The organism is Actinomadura sp. NPDC048394, assembly GCF_040651755.1.
Classification (GTDB): Bacteria; Actinomycetota; Actinomycetes; order Streptosporangiales; family Streptosporangiaceae; genus Spirillospora; species Spirillospora montaniterrae.
In genome coordinates, this window is the sequence record NZ_JBEZJL010000138.1 from 1 (window position 1) to 16,361 (window position 16,361).

15 protein-coding genes are annotated in these 16,361 nt (G+C 72.5%); 9 read left to right on the plus strand and 6 right to left on the minus strand.

The features are described 5' to 3' along the window. Positions 1-107 precede the first annotated feature (107 nt). The 3 genes from AB0C78_RS49095 to AB0C78_RS49105 form a co-directional block, all read right to left on the minus strand. Positions 108-1,496, minus strand: a complete 1,389-nt coding sequence (locus tag AB0C78_RS49095) for a glycine--tRNA ligase (protein WP_360762229.1) — start codon at positions 1,494-1,496, stop codon at positions 108-110. A gap of 265 nt (positions 1,497-1,761) precedes the next feature. Then, the gene (locus AB0C78_RS49100) at positions 1,762-3,330 is read right to left on the minus strand and encodes a glycoside hydrolase domain-containing protein (RefSeq protein WP_360762232.1); all 1,569 of its coding nucleotides are present in this window, start codon (positions 3,328-3,330) and stop codon (positions 1,762-1,764) included. A gap of 201 nt (positions 3,331-3,531) precedes the next feature. Beyond that, positions 3,532-3,822, minus strand: coding sequence for an antibiotic biosynthesis monooxygenase (locus AB0C78_RS49105; RefSeq protein WP_151539114.1), 291 nt, complete (start codon positions 3,820-3,822; stop codon positions 3,532-3,534). Positions 3,823-3,850: 28 nt separating this feature from the next. Here AB0C78_RS49105 and AB0C78_RS49110 point away from each other — a divergent pair, with 28 nt between their 5' ends. The 7 genes from AB0C78_RS49110 to AB0C78_RS49140 all read left to right on the plus strand — a co-directional run bounded on the left by AB0C78_RS49110 (position 3,851) and on the right by AB0C78_RS49140 (position 9,573). Continuing rightward, positions 3,851-4,168, plus strand: a complete 318-nt coding sequence (locus AB0C78_RS49110) for a DUF6703 family protein (protein ID WP_151539113.1) — start codon at positions 3,851-3,853, stop codon at positions 4,166-4,168. 32 nt (positions 4,169-4,200) lie between these two features. Next, entirely contained in the window at positions 4,201-5,157 is a 957-nt protein-coding gene (locus AB0C78_RS49115; RefSeq protein WP_360762238.1) for a metal ABC transporter substrate-binding protein, read from the plus strand. A gap of 47 nt (positions 5,158-5,204) precedes the next feature. After that, positions 5,205-5,927, plus strand: coding sequence for an ATP-binding cassette domain-containing protein (locus AB0C78_RS49120; RefSeq protein WP_360762260.1), 723 nt, complete (start codon positions 5,205-5,207; stop codon positions 5,925-5,927). Next, positions 5,924-6,820, plus strand: coding sequence for a metal ABC transporter permease (locus AB0C78_RS49125; protein WP_360762241.1), 897 nt, complete (start codon positions 5,924-5,926; stop codon positions 6,818-6,820). The genes AB0C78_RS49120 and AB0C78_RS49125 overlap by 4 nt, the downstream gene beginning before the upstream one ends. Next, the gene (locus AB0C78_RS49130; protein WP_151539109.1) at positions 6,817-7,203 is read left to right on the plus strand and encodes a transcriptional repressor; all 387 of its coding nucleotides are present in this window, start codon (positions 6,817-6,819) and stop codon (positions 7,201-7,203) included. The genes AB0C78_RS49125 and AB0C78_RS49130 overlap by 4 nt, the downstream gene beginning before the upstream one ends. A gap of 248 nt (positions 7,204-7,451) precedes the next feature. Further along, positions 7,452-9,065: a M4 family metallopeptidase gene (locus tag AB0C78_RS49135; RefSeq protein WP_360762244.1), complete on the plus strand. Its 1,614-nt coding sequence runs from the start codon at positions 7,452-7,454 to the stop codon at positions 9,063-9,065. Between the two features lie 82 nt (positions 9,066-9,147). Next, entirely contained in the window at positions 9,148-9,573 is a 426-nt protein-coding gene (locus AB0C78_RS49140) for an OsmC family protein (RefSeq protein WP_360762246.1), read from the plus strand. Positions 9,574-9,585: 12 nt separating this feature from the next. On the opposite strand, the gene AB0C78_RS49145 is transcribed toward AB0C78_RS49140, so the two are convergent. Both AB0C78_RS49145 and recO read right to left on the minus strand, forming a co-directional pair. Further along, positions 9,586-10,386, minus strand: a complete 801-nt coding sequence (locus AB0C78_RS49145; protein ID WP_190856171.1) for an isoprenyl transferase — start codon at positions 10,384-10,386, stop codon at positions 9,586-9,588. After that, positions 10,383-11,174, minus strand: a complete 792-nt coding sequence (gene recO / locus AB0C78_RS49150; RefSeq protein WP_225991423.1) for a DNA repair protein RecO — start codon at positions 11,172-11,174, stop codon at positions 10,383-10,385. Before recO ends, AB0C78_RS49145 begins: the two co-directional genes overlap by 4 nt. A gap of 184 nt (positions 11,175-11,358) precedes the next feature. On the opposite strand from recO, the gene AB0C78_RS49155 reads away from it, so the two are divergent. After that, positions 11,359-12,390 carry a M4 family metallopeptidase gene (locus AB0C78_RS49155; RefSeq protein WP_360762251.1) on the plus strand — a complete coding sequence of 344 codons (1,032 nt, stop codon included), beginning with the start codon at positions 11,359-11,361 and terminating at the stop codon, positions 12,388-12,390. Positions 12,391-12,395: 5 nt separating this feature from the next. Then, on the plus strand, positions 12,396-12,686 hold the full coding sequence (locus AB0C78_RS49160) for a protealysin inhibitor emfourin (protein ID WP_360762254.1): 291 nt from the start codon (positions 12,396-12,398) through the stop codon (positions 12,684-12,686). 159 nt (positions 12,687-12,845) lie between these two features. Here AB0C78_RS49160 and AB0C78_RS49165 read toward each other — a convergent pair. Then, a partial coding sequence (locus AB0C78_RS49165; protein ID WP_360762257.1) for a discoidin domain-containing protein occupies positions 12,846-16,361 on the minus strand: 3,516 nt, incomplete at its 5' end.

Here is a 16,361-nt window from a genome sequence, read left to right on the forward strand (position 1 = left end):
GCGCCCCCCGCGCCCCGCGGGCGCCCCCCGGCGCCCGCGCGCGCCGGGGCGCCGCCCCCCCCCGCCGGGCGGGCCCCCGCCCGCGACCGCGTTCCGGACCCGCCGGGTCAGCAGCCGACGAGCTGGGCGGCCAGGAACGCCTCGACCTGGCCGATCGCGATCCGCTCCTGGCTCATCGAGTCCCGCTCCCGGACGGTCACCGCGTCGTCCTCCAGGGTGTCGAAGTCGACGGTGACGCAGAACGGCGTGCCGATCTCGTCCTGCCGGCGGTAGCGGCGGCCGATCGCGCCCGCGTCGTCGAAGTCGACGTTCCAGTTGCGGCGCAGCCGCGCCGCCAGGTCGCGGGCCTTCGGCGACAGGTCCGCGTTGCGCGACAGCGGCAGCACCGCGACCTTGACCGGGGCGAGCCGCCGGTCGAGCCGCATCACGGTCCGCTTCTCCAGCTTGCCCTTGGCGTTGGGCGCCTCGTCCTCGGCGTAGGCGTCCATCATGAACGTGAGCGTGCAGCGGTCGACGCCCGCCGCGGGCTCGATCACGTACGGGGTGAACCGCTCGCCGGACTCCTGGTCGAAGAACGACAGGTCCGCGCCGGACGCCTTGGAGTGCGTCGACAGGTCGTAGTCGGTGCGGTTGGCGATGCCCTCCAGCTCGCCCCACTCGCTGCCGACGAAGTCGAACTTGTACTCCACGTCGACGGTCCGCTTGGAGTAGTGCGACAGCTTCTCCGCCGGGTGCTCGTACAGCCGCAGGTTCTCCTTGCGGATGCCGAGGTCGACGTACCACTGCAGGCGCTCGTCGATCCAGTACTGGTGCCATTCCTCGTCGCTGCCGGGCTTGACGAAGAACTCCATCTCCATCTGCTCGAACTCGCGGGTCCGGAAGATGAAGTTGCCCGGCGTGATCTCGTTGCGGAACGACTTGCCGATCTGCCCGATGCCGAACGGCACCTTGCGGCGCGCGGACTGCTGCACGTTCAGGTAGTTGATGAAGATGCCCTGCGCGGTCTCGGGGCGCAGGTAGGCCAGGCCCGACTCGTCCTCGACGGGGCCGAGGTAGGTCTTGAGCAGGCCGTTGAACATCTTCGGCTCGGTGAACGAGCCCTTCACCCCGCAGTTGGGGCAGGTGATGTCGGCGAGCCCGTTCGCGGGCCCCCGGCCGTGCTTCTCCTCGTAGGCCTCCTCCAGGTGGTCGGCCCGGAAGCGCTTGTGGCAGGACTGGCACTCGGTGAGCGGGTCGACGAACGCCTGCACGTGGCCGCTGGCCTCCCAGACCTCGCGCGCCAGGATGACGCACGAGTCCAGGCCGACGACGTCCTCGCGGCCCTGCACCATGGACTTCCACCACTGGCGCTTGACGTTGTTCTTCAGCTCGACCCCGAGCGGCCCGTAGTCCCACGACGCGCGGAGCCCGCCGTAGATCTCGCTCGACGGGTAGACCAGGCCCCGCCGCTTGGCGAGGTTGACGATCGTGTCCAGCACATCGGAACGGCGTGCCATGAGTCTTCTCTCCATCCGGCTGGCGGTCGGCGGGTCAGTGCGAACGCCCCGGTCCCCCGGCGACGGCGGGACGGCGGCGATGGTGATCCCCGGTGATGGTGCGCTGTGAGAGCGGTGAGGCGCGGACTCCCCGGCGCCTCAGAGCATTCCCCAGCTTAGGGCACCGGGAGGGGTCCCCGGACGGCACCGCCGGGGAGCGTCCGGGGCGTTCCGGTCATCCGCGCCCGGAGGCCGGCCGGAGTCCGGCCGGCCGCCGGCCCGCAGGTCAGTAGGCGCGGCCGTCGGCGAGGCTGGTGTCGATGTTGAGCGTGACGCCGCCGTGCCGCTCCCTGTGGGCGCCCCGGTACTGCTTGATGCGCCGGTGCGGCGGCCACCAGCCGTCCGGCAGGAACTTGTCGCCGTACACGCGGGCCTTGCCGTTCCAGTTGGCGAACCAGATGCCGACGGGCTTGGCGATCCCCTTGGCCGCCCCCACGTCGTGGACGCCGGAGCTCGCGCTGCCGTAGAGGCACGGCTTGTACTGCTTCTTCTTCACCTGCTTGACCCAGGCGTTCACGAAGCGCAGGACGGCCGCCTTGCAGGTGGCGTTCCGGCTGTTGTAGGCCTCCAGGTCGAGGTAGATCGGCTTGTCGGCCGGGATGCCGAGCGCCTTCGCCTTCGCCACGGCGTCCGCGGCGGTCCTCCTGCCCTGCGCGGCGGCGTTCCGCGTGCTGAACTTCTGCGGGCGCGTCCCGCACGGCGGCTGGAGGCCGACGTACGTGGGCAGGATCCGGTACCCCATCTTGCGGACCTTCTTCACCCACGAGGCGGTGAGGTTCGGCTGCGCGCAGCCGCGCGCGGCGCCGCCGATGTAGATGTTGGTGACGTCGTACGACGAGCGCCATGCCTTCATCGTGGCGAGCGACGGAGCGGTGCACGTGTCGAACCCCTTGCCGGACGCGTAGTCGAGCCGTTCGGGCGGGCCCGTCCGGGCGCTGCGCCCGGCGGCCGGCCCCGACGGCGGCACAGCGGGCTTCGCCGGTTCCGGCTGCGCAGGCGCCCCCGGCTGCGCAGGCGCCTCCGACTGCGCAGGCGTCTCTGGCTTCGCAGGCGCCTCAGATTGCGCGGGGCTCTTCGGCTGCGCGGAGGCCTTCGGCTGCGCGGAGGCCTTCGGCTGCGCGGGCGGCTCCGCGTGCGCGGAGGTCTTCGGCTGCGCAGAGGTCTTCGGTTGCGCAGGGCTCTTAGGTTGCGTGGACGTCTTCGGCTGGGCGGACGGCTTCCCGTGCGCGTGGGGCTTGACCTTCACTCGGGTGCCGCGCAGGACGCGCTGGAGCGCGGCCGGGTCCGTCCCGTACACGCCGACGATGCCGACGGCGGCCTCGGGCAGCGCCAGGCTCGTCTCGTGCCCGATGGACGGCGTGACGGTGAACGAGCCGAGCTTGTCGGCGTGCACGACCGTGCGGGACGCGGCGACGTCGCGCAGCGGCTGGACGTGGACGGCCTCGGTGCGGCCGACCACCCGGGCGGGGCAGTCCGGCTGCGGCCCGGGACGGCCCAGGTAGACGGCGTGCCGGTCGTAGCGGACGCAGGCGGACGGGTTGTCGTCGAGGCGGACGACCGTCCAGCCCGCGGGGACGGGGACGCGCACGCCGTGGTAGGTGACCGAGCGCGGCTTCGCCTCGGTGAGCGCGCGGCGGGCCGCGTCGTGCGGCGCGCCGAGGATCAGCGTGGTGGCCTCGTGGGCTGCGGACCGCGCGGGGGCCGCCGCGTCGAGGGCGCCGAGGCCCGCGACGGCGGCCGTCCCGGTGGCCGTGCTGAGCAGGACGACAGCGGTCTGCGAGACGACACGGCGCATCACTTCTCCCCCGAACTACGCCCGGGCCCGTCGGCGGCCGTCTCCCCCGCGGGCCGTCGGCATGATCATGACCTGGCGAAGATGACCTTGCGAGGCGGGTCCGAAACCGGGCCGGGCCGCTTCTTGCCCCGCCATTGCCCGCTTCGTTGACTTGCGGCGAGCCGCCGTTGTACACCCCCGGCACCGGCGACTCGCCGCAATTCAGCGAGGAAGGGAGTGGACGATCTCGTAGGCGCCGGGCTCGTCGACGGCGAAGGCGGCCAGCGGCATGAACTCCAGCCGCACCTCGTAGGCGCCGAGGGCGCGGCGGTAGTGGCCGGCGCCGTCCCATTCGGTGACGAGCGCCCACAGGCCGGGTTCGTCGACGGTCCTGGCGAGCCGTCCGGAGCGGAATCCGGTGCTCCGCGCCAGCGCGGCGAGCACCGCGGTCATGCGCTCGGCGAAGCCGTCGGCGTCCGCCGCGGGCACGCGGTACCGGGTTATCGCGATCATCCGCCCATCCTCGCAGTACGTTGGCCCCGTGGAGACTCGGAGCGGACGGGACCGGCGGGCGGGCGGCGTGCGGGCGGCGGTCGAGCGGTGGAGCGCGGCGCCGGTGGTGTTCCTGCACCGGCTGCCGCGCGCGGTGCTGCTCGTCGCGGTGTTCGCGCTGCTGGTGATCGGCATGGCGGGGACGGGCTGGGTGGCGGCGGCCGGGCTGCTGGTGCTGGCGGCGGCGCTGGCCTGGTTCGCGTTCCTGAACTGGCCGGAGCTGGAGGCGCAGGGCCGGGTCCTGCGGATCGTCGCGCTGGCGGTGCTCGTCGGTTTCGCCCTGGGACGAGGCATTGGGCGGTTTTGACAACCGTTTTCATCTTCGTCCATAATCGTGGGATGTCCCGACCCCGCACCCCGTTCCGCACCGTCCCCGCCGCGGCCCTCGCCGCCGCCGGGCTCGGCGCGGCGCTGGCGGGCTGCGGCAGCGCCGTCGCGGACGTCCCGCCGGGCAAGACGGCCGTGGTCGCGTCCTTCTATCCCGCCGCGTGGCTCGCCGAGCGCGTCGGCGGCGGCGACGTGTACGTCCGGACGCTGACCAAGCCCGGCGCCGAGCCGCACGACCTGGAGCTGACGGCCCGGCAGGTCGCCCAGGTCGAGAAGGCCGATCTCGCGGTGTACGTCAAGGGCGTCCAGCCCGCCGTGGACGACGCGGTCCGCCGGCACGCCAAGGGCCGGTCGCTGGACGCGGCGGGCCTGGTGAGGACGCTGCCGCCGCCGTCCGGCGACGAGAGCGAGATCGAGGAGCACGACGGCGACCGGGGGCACGCCGACGTCGGCTACGACCCGCACGTCTGGCTCGATCCCGTCCGGATGGCCACGGTCGCGACGGCTCTCGGCGACCGGCTCGCCAAGGCCGACACCGCGCACGCCGCCGCCTACCGGCAGCGGGCCCGGGCGGTCGCCGCGCAGCTCGCCGGCCTCGACCGGCGCTACCGCGACGGCCTGAAGGACTGCGCCCGCCGCGACATCGTCACCGCGCACGCCGCGTTCGGCTACCTCGCCGAGCGGTACGGGCTGCGGCAGGTGTCGGTCGCGGGCATCGACCCCTCGATGGAGCCGTCCCCGAAGCGGCTCGCCTCGCTCACCCGGGAGATCCGGGCGTCCGGCGCCACGACGGTCTTCACCGAGAAGCTCGTCAGCTCGAAGGTCGCCGGCGCGCTGGCCCGGGAGGCGGGCGTGCGGACGTCCGTGCTCGACCCCGTGGAGGGCGTCGAGAAGGGCTCCTCCGACGACTACATGTCCATCATGGACCGGAACCTGCGGACCCTGCGTCCCGCCCTGGAGTGCTCATGACCGACGGCGTGCCCGCGACGGACCGGGCCGGCGCGCCGCCCTTCGCGATGACGGGCGGCGTCGTCCGGCGGGACGGCCGCGAGGTGCTGTCCGGCGTCGGCCTGCGGGTCGAGGCGGGCGACGTGCTGGCGATCCTCGGACCGAACGGCGCGGGCAAGTCCACGCTGGTCAAGGCGCTGCTCGGGCTCGTCCCGCTGGCCGCCGGGCGGACCGAGATCTACGGCGAGCCGCCCGCCCGGTTCCGCGGCTGGCGGCGCGTCGGATACGTCCCGCAGCGGCTGCCGATGGGCGGCGGCGTCCCGTCGACCGTCCGGGAGGTGGTGGCGTCCGGGCGGATCGCGCGGCGGTCGCGCTGGCTGCCCGCGCTGGTCACCGACCGGGCCGCCGACCGCGCCGCGGTGGACCGCGCGCTGGAGGCCGTCGGCCTCGCCGACCGGGCCCGCGACTCGGCGCACCTGCTGTCCGGCGGGCAGCAGCAGCGGGTGCTGATCGCCCGCGCTCTCGCCGGTGAGCCGGACGTCTTCGTGATGGACGAGCCGACCGCGGGCGTGGACGCGGCGAGCCAGGCGGCGCTCGCGGCGACGCTGCGCGGCCTCGCGGACGCGGGCCGGACGGTGGTGCTGGTCGCGCACGAGCTCGGCCCGCTGGAGCCGCTGATCACGCGCACGGTCGAGCTGGAGCACGGCCGGGTGGCGCGCGAGGGCGCCCGGGACATGACGGGACGCATGACGGAGCGCATGACGGGGAGCACGGCGGGGAGCGCGGCGTGACGGAGATGCTGCAGTTCGACTTCATGCGCATCGCGCTGGTGATGGCGGTGCTGATCGGCCTGACGGCCCCGGCCGTCGGGACGTTCGTCGTGCAGCGGCGGCTGTCGCTGCTCGGCGACGGCGTCGGGCACATCGCGCTGACCGGGATCGGGCTCGGGCTGCTGACCGGGTCGTCGCCCGTCCTCGGCGCGCTGGTGGTGGCGGTGCTCGGCGCGGTGGCGATCGAGGTGCTGCGGGCCCGCAGCCGCAGCGGCGCGGACGTGGCGCTGGCACTGCTGTTCTACGGCGGCCTGGCGGGCGGGGTGATCCTCACCAACGCGCAGGGCGGCGGGTCGAGCCTGCAGTCGTACCTGTTCGGGTCGATCAGCAGCGTGTCGGCGTCCGACCTGTACGTGGTCGCGGCGCTCGCGGTCGTCGTGCTCGGGATCGTCGCGGTGTTCGGCCGGGAGCTGTTCCTGCTGTGCCAGGACGAGGAGGTGGCGCGGGCGGCGGGGCTGCCCGTCCGGTTCCTCAGCGTGCTGATCGCGGTGACCGCCGCGGTGACCGTGGTGATCGCGATGCGGGCGATCGGGCTGCTGCTGGTCAGCGCGCTGATGATCGTGCCGGTGGCGGCGGCGCAGCAGGTCACCCGGGGCTTCCGGAGCACGATGCTGCTGGCGATGGGGGCCGGTGTACTGTCGGCGGTGTCGGGGCTCGCGGGCTCCTTCGAGTACGATCTTCCCCCTGGCCCCTCGATCGTGCTGCTGGCCCTGGCGCTGTTCCTGGTGGCGGCCGCCGGGGGGACCGTGGTGCGCCGCCGGCGCGCCCGCCGGGCGGGGGACGTCGTCCCCGGTCCCGCCGGGCCGGGCGAGCGGCCGCGGGTGGACGCCGAGGCGGAGGTGATCAGCGGATGACGACGGCCCGCCGCGACGCGGTGCGGCAGGTGCTGGCCGGCTGCGAGGGCTTCCGCAGCGCCCAGGACATCTACGCCGACCTCCGCGCGGACGGCTCCAAGATCGGCCTGACCACGGTGTACCGGGCGCTGCAGGCGCTCAGCGACTCCGGCGAGGTCGACGTGCTGCGCACCGACGAGGGCGAGGCGGTGTACCGCGCCTGCCGCACCGAGCAGCACCACCACCATCTGGTCTGCCGCGCGTGCGGCCGGACGGTCGAGGTCGAGGGCCCGGCCGTGGAGCGCTGGGCCGACGCGATCGCCGCCGAGCACGGGTTCGCGGAGATCACGCACACCGTCGAGGTGTTCGGGACGTGCGCGGACTGCCGCTCCGCGTCCCGCTGACCCGCCCGAACCGCCCGACGCGCTGACCCGCCCGAACCGCCCGACGCGCTGACCCGCCCGTCCCGCCGACCCGCTGACCCGGCGCGCGGGGCCGCGCAAGGCGCGTAGTTCACACGCTGCGTATCGGTCTTTTGGCTGTTTGTAACAAGTACATCTAAATCCTCGTATGTCATAAATGTCCCATTGCCACGGCGGGCCCGACGGCGGGCCCCTCGGGGGGCCATGGCGCTCCGCACGAGAGGGCGTTCATGACAAGACGGGCGATCACCAGCCGGCGGACCGCGCTCCTGGCGTCGGCGACCCTGCTCGCGACGGCCGGCACCGCGCTGCCGGCGTCCGCGCGGCAGGCCCCGCGTCCCCCCGACCCGCGGACCGCCGCCGCGCACGCGCTCGCGGCGCTGCCCGCGCACGGCGCGCAGGCCCGCGACGGCGGCGGCCAGTCGTTCAAGGTCGTCGGGGTCGCGGTGGACCGGGACGGCACGTCCCACACCCGGATGACCCGCACCTACGACGGGCTCCCCGTCCTGGGCGGCGACATCGTCGTCCACCAGTCCGCCGCCGGGACGTGGAAGGGCAGCAGCCTGACCCTCGCCAAGGCGCCGGCCGACGCCAGCCCCGAGCTCCCCGCCAAGACGGCCACCAAGAAGGCCCTCACCAAGGGCCACAAGACGCAGGGCGCCGCGCAGCTCGTCGTCGAGGCGCGCACCGCCGACCACCAGCCGCGCCTCGCCTGGCGGATCCAGACCGCCGGCAAGCAGGCCGACGGCACGCCGAGCCGCCTCCTCACCACCGTCGACGCGGCGACCGGCAAGGTCCTGCTGCGCGAGGAGACGATCCGCACCGACGCCGGCGACGGCCGCTCCCTCTACACGGGGACCGTCCCGCTCGAGACGACGAAGTCCGGCAGCACCTACCAGCTGAAGGACCCGACCCGCGGCGGCACCTACACCGGCGACGCGCAGAACCAGACGGACTTCTGCTTCCTGTCGTTCTGCCTCTACCGCGCCCCGGCGACGATCTTCACCGACGCCGACAACCACTGGGGGAACGGGACGACGTCCGACCGGTCGACCGTCGCTGTGGACGCCCAGTTCGGCACCAACGAGACCTGGGACTTCTACAAGAACGTGTTCGGCCGCCTCGGCATCAACGGCGACGGCAAGGGCTCGTTCAACCGCGTCCACTACGACAACGGCTACGCCAACGCGTTCTGGGACGACTCCTGCTTCTGCATGACGTACGGCGACGGTGACGGCACGCAGCTCGGCCCGCTCACCGCCCTGGACGTCACCGCCCACGAGATGACCCACGGCGTCACGTCCGCGACCGCGAACCTCACCTACTCCGGCGAGTCCGGCGGGCTGAACGAGGCGACGTCCGACATCATGGCCGCCGCCGTCGAGTTCTACGCGAACAACTCCGCCGACCTCGGCGACTACCTCGTCGGCGAGAAGGTCGTCCTGCCCGGCTTCGGTAAGGCCGCGCTCCGCTTCATGGACAAGCCCAGCAAGGACGGCAAGTCGCCGGACGCCTGGTCGACCGGCACCAAGAACCTCGACGTGCACTACTCGTCGGGCGTCGCGAACCACTTCTACTACCTGCTGTCGGAGGGCAGCGGAGCCAAGACGATCAACGGCGTCTCCTACGACAGCCCGACGTCCAACGGCTCCACCGTCACCGGCATCGGGCGCGACGCCGCCACGAAGATCTGGTACCGCGCCCTCACCACGTACATGACGTCCTCGACCGACTACAAGGGCGCCCGCACGGCGACCCTGAACGCGGCCAAGGACCTGTACGGCGCGGGCAGCGCCCAGTACAACGCCGTCGCGGCCGCCTGGTCCGCGGTGAACGTGAACTAGACCTCGCGTGAAAGGCCCCCGCATCGTCGCGCGATGCGGGGGCTTCCGCGTTCACCGGGCCGGCGTGGGAGACAATCGGATCATGGCTACGACACGCACCGCCAACGCGCACTGGGAAGGGCCGCTGCTCAGCGGCCAGGGCACCGTATCGCTGGACTCCTCCAAGGTCGGCACGTTCGACGTGACGTGGGCGTCGCGCGCCGAGGAGCCGAACGGCCGGACGAGCCCGGAGGAACTGATCGCCGCGGCCCACTCGACCTGCTTCTCGATGGCGCTCTCGCACGGCCTCGCCGGCGCCGGGACCCCGCCGGAGAAGGTGGACACCAAGGCGGAGGTCACCTTCCAGCCCGGCGAGGGCATCACCGGCATCCACCTGACCGTCCGGGCGAGCGTCCCCGGCCTGTCCGCGGACGCCTTCGAGAAGGCGGCGCAGGACGCCAAGGCGAACTGCCCGGTCAGCCAGGCCCTCAAGGGCACCAAGATCACCCTGGACGCGGCCCTCGTCTGAGCCGGGCCCGCGTCAGCCGGTCGCGGCGGTGGGCTCCACCGGGTTGGGGAGCGCGCCGCCGTACCGGCGGTCGCGGCTGGCGTACACCTCGCACGCGTGCCACAGGTGCCGGCGGTCGAAGTCCGGCCACAGCGTGTCGAGGAAGACCATCTCCGCGTACGCCGACTGCCACAGCAGGAAGTTGGAGGTGCGCTGCTCCCCCGACGACCGCAGGAACAGGTCGACGTCCGGGATGCCCGGCTCGTCGAGGTAGCGGGCGAACACCTTCTCCGTGATCTTGTCGGGGTTGAGGCGGCCGTCCCGCACGTCTCGGGCGATCGCCGCGGCGGCGTCGGCGATCTCGGCGCGGCCGCCGTAGTTCACGCAGAACTGCAGGGTGAGCACGTCATTGTCGCGCGTCATCTCCTCGGCCGTCTCCAGCTCCTTGATGACGCTACGCCACAGCCGCGGGCGGCGGCCCGCCCAGCGGACCCGCACGCCCATGGAGTGCAGCTGGTCGCGGCGGCGGCGGATCACGTCCCGGTTGAAGCCCATGAGGAAGCGGACCTCGTCCGGCGAACGCCGCCAGTTCTCGGTGGAGAACGCGTACGCCGACAGGTACGGCACGCCCAGCTCGATCGCGCCCATGATCACGTCGAAGAGCGAGTCCTCGCCGCGCTTGTGTCCCTCGGTGCGCGGCAGCCCGCGCTCCTTGGCCCAGCGGCCGTTGCCGTCCATGACGATGGCGACGTGCTTCGGCACCAGGTCCGCGGGGATCGGCGGCGGCGTCGCGCCGTCCCGATGCGGTTCCGGGGGCAGAACGGCCCTTCTCACACTCTCTCCCTGTTGGTGTCGTCGCTGCGGCCCGCGCCGTCCGGCGGGTCGCCGGCGCCCTCGCGCTCGACGTGCCGCAGCGAGCGGATCCCGTGCTCCAGATGCCACTGCAGGTAGGCGGCGACGAGGCCGCTGCTCTCCACCCGGTGGCGGGGCTCGCTGGCGTCGGCGTACTCCCAGTCGCCGCGCAGCAGCGCCAGCATCAGCGCGAACGTCGGCGGCGCCGGCGTCGCGGCGCCGGGCTGCCGGCAGTTCGCGCAGACCGCGCCGCCCGCCGCGATCGCGAACCCGCGCAGCCCGCCGCGGGTGCCGCACCGGCAGCACTCGTCCAGCGCCGGGGCCCACCCGGCGACCGACAGCGAGCGCAGCAGGTAGGCGTCCAGGACGAGCCGCGGGTCGTGGCCGCGCTCGGCGAGCGTGCGCAGCCCGCCGACCAGCAGCAGGAACTGCCGCAGCGCGGGCTCGCCCTCCTCGCCGGCGAGCTTGTCCGCCGTCTCCAGCATCGCCGTCCCCGCCGTGTAGCGGGGATAGTCGCTGACCAGCGCCTCCCCGTACGGGCGCAGCGTCTCGGCCTGGGTGATCAGGTCGAGCGAGCGGCGCTCGTACAACTGGAGGTCGACGTGCGTGAACGGCTCCAGCCGGGCGCCGAAACGGGATTTGGTCTTGCGGACCCCCTTCGCCGCGGCGCGGATCCGGCCGCTGCGCCGGGTCAGCACCGTCACGATGCGGTCGGCCTCGCCCAGCTTCTGGGTGCGCAGGACGATGCCTTCGTCGCGGTAGAGGGTCACCCGTTCATTCTCGCGCGCTCCCCCGGGTGCCTCGTTGCGCCGCCCCGGCATCTCCGCAGGATCTTCACAAGTCCCCTGGATTCACCGCCCGCTCGAGATCCGGTCACGCTTCGTGACCGGTTTCGGCCGGGCGGTGACGGCCGAAGGTGTGGCCTGCCCCACCCGGAGGTGTCAGCGTTGGAGCATGAGATGCCACATCGTGCCGCCGCACATGCTGGAGCGGATCGCCCGCAACGCCGACGACCCGGCCCTGCGCGCCCGGGCCCGCAGGACCCTGGCCCTCACCTCCGCCCACGCCACCGAACGCCGCCTGACGACCCCCGCCGCCGCTCCCGCCCCGTCCGGCCCGGCCGTCCCGAACCGGATGATCGCCGACGCCGGGCACAAGGAGCAGCTGCCCGGCAGGACCGTCCGCGCCGAGGGCGCCGCCGCCACCGGCGACAAGTCCTGCGACCAGGCCTACGACTGGCTCGGCGCGACGTTCGAGTTCTACGAGACCGCCTACGGCCGCGACTCCATCGACGGCGCCGGCCTCAAGATGATCTCGACGATCCACTACGGCGAGCGGTACGACAACGCCTTCTGGAACGGCGAGCAGATGGTCTACGGCGACGGCGACGGGACGATCTTCACCGACTTCACCGGACCGCTCGACGTCACCGGGCACGAGCTGACCCACGGCGTCACGCAGTACACCGCCAACCTCGACTACTCGGGGCAGTCCGGGGCGCTCAACGAGTCGGTCTCCGACGTCTTCGGCTCCCTGATCAAGCAGATGCACCTCGGCCAGACCGCCGACCAGGCCGACTGGCTCATCGGGCAGGGCCTGCTCGCGCCGAGCGTGCACGGCGTCGCGCTGCGCTCGATGAAGGAGCCCGGCACCGCCTACGACGACCCGCAGCTCGGCAAGGATCCGCAGCCCGCCGACATGAGCGGCTACGTCCACACCTACGAGGACAACGGCGGCGTCCACATCAACTCCGGCATCCCGAACCGCGCGTTCTACCTCGCGGCCGCCGCGATCGGCGGGCACGCCTGGGAGAAGGCCGGACGCGTCTGGTACGAGACCCTCACCGGCGGGTCGCTGGCGAGCGCCGTCGACTTCGCGGGCTTCGCCGCCGCGACCGTGCAGACCGCGACCCGGCTCTACGGCGCGAACTCCGCCGAGACCACCGCGGTGGCCGACGCCTGGAAAGGGGTAGGCGTGAAACAGTGACAGGGGTGGGCCTGACGACGGTGTGGGGCGGTGACGGTGCGGTGAAGGTGACAGTCGTCCGCAGCGGAGGGTTCGCCGGGATCCGGCGGCGGGCCGAGGCCGACAGCGCGACCGACCCGATGCTGGCGCGGCTGGTCGGCCGGGTCGATCTCGGGTCGGTGCCGCCGCCCGGCCGGATCCCCGACCAGTTCGTGTACGACATCGACATCGACGGGCGGCACGCCACCGTCGGCGAGGCGCAGCTCAGCGGACCGCTCCGCGAACTCGTCCACCACGTCCTCGGCCACGCGCAGTGATCCGTGCCCGCTCCCGGCCCCGGCACCGGCCGGGGCGGAGGCAGGTACGCGGGAGCGCGGGTACGCAGGAGCGCGGGTACGCAGGAGCGCGGGTACGCAGGAGCGCGGGTACGCGGGAGCGCGGGCGCCTCCCAACGCCCGCGCTCCCGGTCCCCCGGGTCAGGGGTTCCTGGTGATGGTGAACGTGGTCGTGGTGTTCCTGATGTCCTCCGCGTTGTCGTGCAGCGTCAGGTTGTTGAAGGTCGCGGAGCCGACCGCGGGGCCCTGGCCCGGTTCGGGCATCTCGTTGACCCAGATCCCGAATCCGGACTTGGCGTCGAACGCGTCACCGCTCTTGCGGGCGCCGGAGACCGTGACGTCCGTCAGGACCGTGTCGGTGATCGGCTTGAGCGGCTGCCCTCCGGAGTACTTCGTCTGGAACATGATCCCGGAGTAGGTCGGGTCGACGATGTCGACGTCGTTGACGCGGATGCCCTGGAACGGGAACTCCCCGGAGAACAGCCAGAGGGCGGGGAAGGTCTGGTTCCCCCAGAAGTGCCCGCCGGCCCGGACCAGCGAGATGTTCTCGAAGGTCGTCTTCGGGTCCGATTCGAAGCCGAGGGCGGGAATGCCGCCGAACTGCAGCGTCCCGATCGTGATCCCGGAGTAGACGAGGGTGTCGGCGATGTGGATGTTGCGGAAGGTGTTGCCGCCGCCTCCGTAGACCGCGAGCCCGGCGGCGCGCCAGGTCAGCAGCGAGGTGAGGTCCTCGAAGACGTTCCCGGTCTCCTGCTCGTTGTGGTTGTCGGTCGCCGGGAACAGCGCGAAACTGTCATCGCCCGTGGTGCGGGTCTCGACATTCGCGACGTGATTACCGGAACTGCCGTTGGTGAGGTTGAGGCCGTCCGCCCACGTGTCGCGGATCCGGGAGTTCTCGATCGTGGAATGGTCGACGTTCGTCCCCCAGAAAAGGCAGACGACGTGCTCGGCCCAGACGTCGTCGATCGTCATGTCGCTGACGTTGGAGAAGTCGAACACCTTTCCCGGCCCGTCAATGCGGGACGTGTAGTTGCCGAAGAACCCGAATCCGGAGAACGTCGAGCCGTTCGCGGTCGCGTCGGCGCGGAATCCCGCGTCGGTGTTCTGCTGGTTCGGGGGCGTGCGGAACCGGGTGAACCAGGGGCCCGCGCCGACGACCTTGACGGCCTTGCCGTAGACCTGGAACTTCTGCGCGGTGTCGTAGGTGCCCGGCGGCAGGTAGACGCCGGTCAGGTTCGGGTCCTGCCGCACCTTGTCGAGGGCGTTCTGGACGTCCTGGTGGGTGAAACCGGCGGGCTCGGCGTACTTGGCCGGGTCGGGGTTCGGCTTCGCCGTCGCCATTTCGGTGTTGATGAAGTCGATGGCGTAGGTGGTGGTGTTGGCGGCGTCCTTCTGCAGCCTGATCTTGTGGCCGGCCGGCACCGTCGTGCCGAGCATCAGGTTCGCCTCGTCGTAGATGTGGCGGGGCGGTCCGGCGCCCGGGGAGTCGCTCGGGCCCGCCTCGTTCCCGTACACCCATGTGTACCGGGAGGTGAGGTCGATGGCCTTGAGGAACGTCCCGTCGACGTAGACGTCGAGCGTCGAGTCGATGCCGCCGCCGCCCGCCGCGTCCGGGATGGAGTACCGGGTGACGAGGGTGTTGGTGGCCGCCTTGGTGGTGAACTCGACGCTGCTGCCGGTGGAGTTCAGGGTCACGGCGCGTCGGCCGGACGCCTCGCCGGCGAGGTCGCCGATGGTGCGGTTGGGGCCGACGACCGTCGCGCCGCCGCCGAGCACGCCGTCCTCGGCCTCGTACATGTCGAACGGCAGGTGCGCGCCGCGCCCGACGAACAGGGATTGCGTGGAGGTGTTGTTCTCGCGCTTGACCGGCACCTCGTTGGCGTCGTCCTCGACGGTGGTCCTGATCGTGTAGCGGCCGTTCGAGGCCGTCCAGGTGCCGAGGTCGACGGGCGCGGCGGCGGTGCCGGGCGCGAGGGAGCCGCTGAAGGAACCGGTGAGCGTCTTCACCGTGGTGCCGCCGTCGAGGATCGCCAGCGTGACGCCGTGGGAACCGCCGGCGGTGGCCTCGGTGCCGTCGTTGCGCAGCGTCACCGAGAACCTGACCGCGTCGCCGGCCCGCGGGTTGCCGGGGCTCCAGGTGACCGCCTGCGCCACCAGGTCGGAGCTCGGCACCGGCGCGATCTTCAGCGCCGTGCTCGCCGTGTTGTTGGTCTCGTTCAGCTCCACGTCGTCGTCGCCCGCATCGGCGGTGGCGGCGACCGTGTAGCCGCCGGCGCCGTGCGTGCCGATCGATCCGGACACGGTGGCGGACGCGCCCGCGGCCAGCTCCCCGACCTGCGCGGACGCGGCCTTGGCGCCGCCGACGAGGAAGTCGAGCGTGCTCGGGTCCGCGGTGCCCGTGCCGATGTTCTTCACGGTCGCGTGGAACGTGACGTCGTCGGTCTCGTCCGGGGCGGCGGGGTCCCAGGACAGGTTCGTGACGGTCAGGTCCGGGGCCGGCGCCGGGGTGCCGATGACCTGGAACTCGGCGGCCTGGCCGCCCGGCGCGCCGGAGTTGGCGGTGAACTGGAGCCGCACCTGCGCCGCGTTCGCGGTGACCGGGATCGTCACGGTGTTCCCGGTGGACGGGTCGAACGTGTACGCGGCGGCGGGCTTGACGGTCGTGAACGCGTCCTTGGGGCCGCCGCGTCCGAGCACCTCGATCGTCTGGGTGCGTTTCGTCCACGCCGCGTCGGGGTTCAGCTTCACCACCACGAACGTGAGATCGGCCTTCGCGCCGAGGTCGACGGTCAGCGTGGCCGGGTACGCGCCGGGCGCGGACTCCCAGTAGGTCGCGGGGTCGTTGTCGTTGGCGTTGCCCTCGACGAACGAGTAGACGTGCGACGACGCGGTGATCGGCTTGCCGGCGGCGAGGTTCGTCCCGCCGCCCTGGCCCTGCCGGGTCACGACGTTGCTGTCGCCCGACACGTTGCCGGCCGCGTCCCGCGCGCGCACGAAGTAGGAGACGGTCGCGGTGGCGGGCTGGTCGTCGGTGTAGGTGAGGACATCGCCGGCGACGCTCGCGCGCTTCTCGCCGTTGGCGTAGACGTCGTATCCGGTGACGCCGACCGCGTCGGACGCGGCGTTCCAGGTCAGCCTGATCTTCCCGGCGGACGGTTCGGTGAACGCGAGCCCGGCCGGAGCGGTCGGCGGCGTCTGGTCTCCGGTGGAAGGCCCGTAGATCTCCAGCTCGGACAGCTGCCCGGCGGGCCAGCCGGTGTTGGCGGTGATGCGGACGCGCAGGTAGCGGGTCGGCTTGGCGTCGTAGGTCAGCGTGACGGTGTTGTCCGCGGCGGGGTCGAAGACCCGTCCGCCGGATCCGACGAGGTCGGTGTAGGTCGTCCCGTCCGTGCTGCCCTGCACGGACAGCGTCTGGGTGCGGGCGCCCCAGTTCGCGGTCGGGAGCTTCAGGACGACCTTGTTCGTGTCGACGGACGCGCCGAGGTCGACCTGGATCCACTGCGGGAAGGCGTTGTTCGCGCTCTCCCAGTAGGTCGACTGGTTCCCGTCGTTGACGTTCGCGGCGGCGTACTGGCCGTTGGAACTGCTCGCGGACACGGTCTTGCCCGCGGCGAGGTTCGTTCCGGCCGCCGCCGCGGGCGCCGCCGCCGGGCCGGT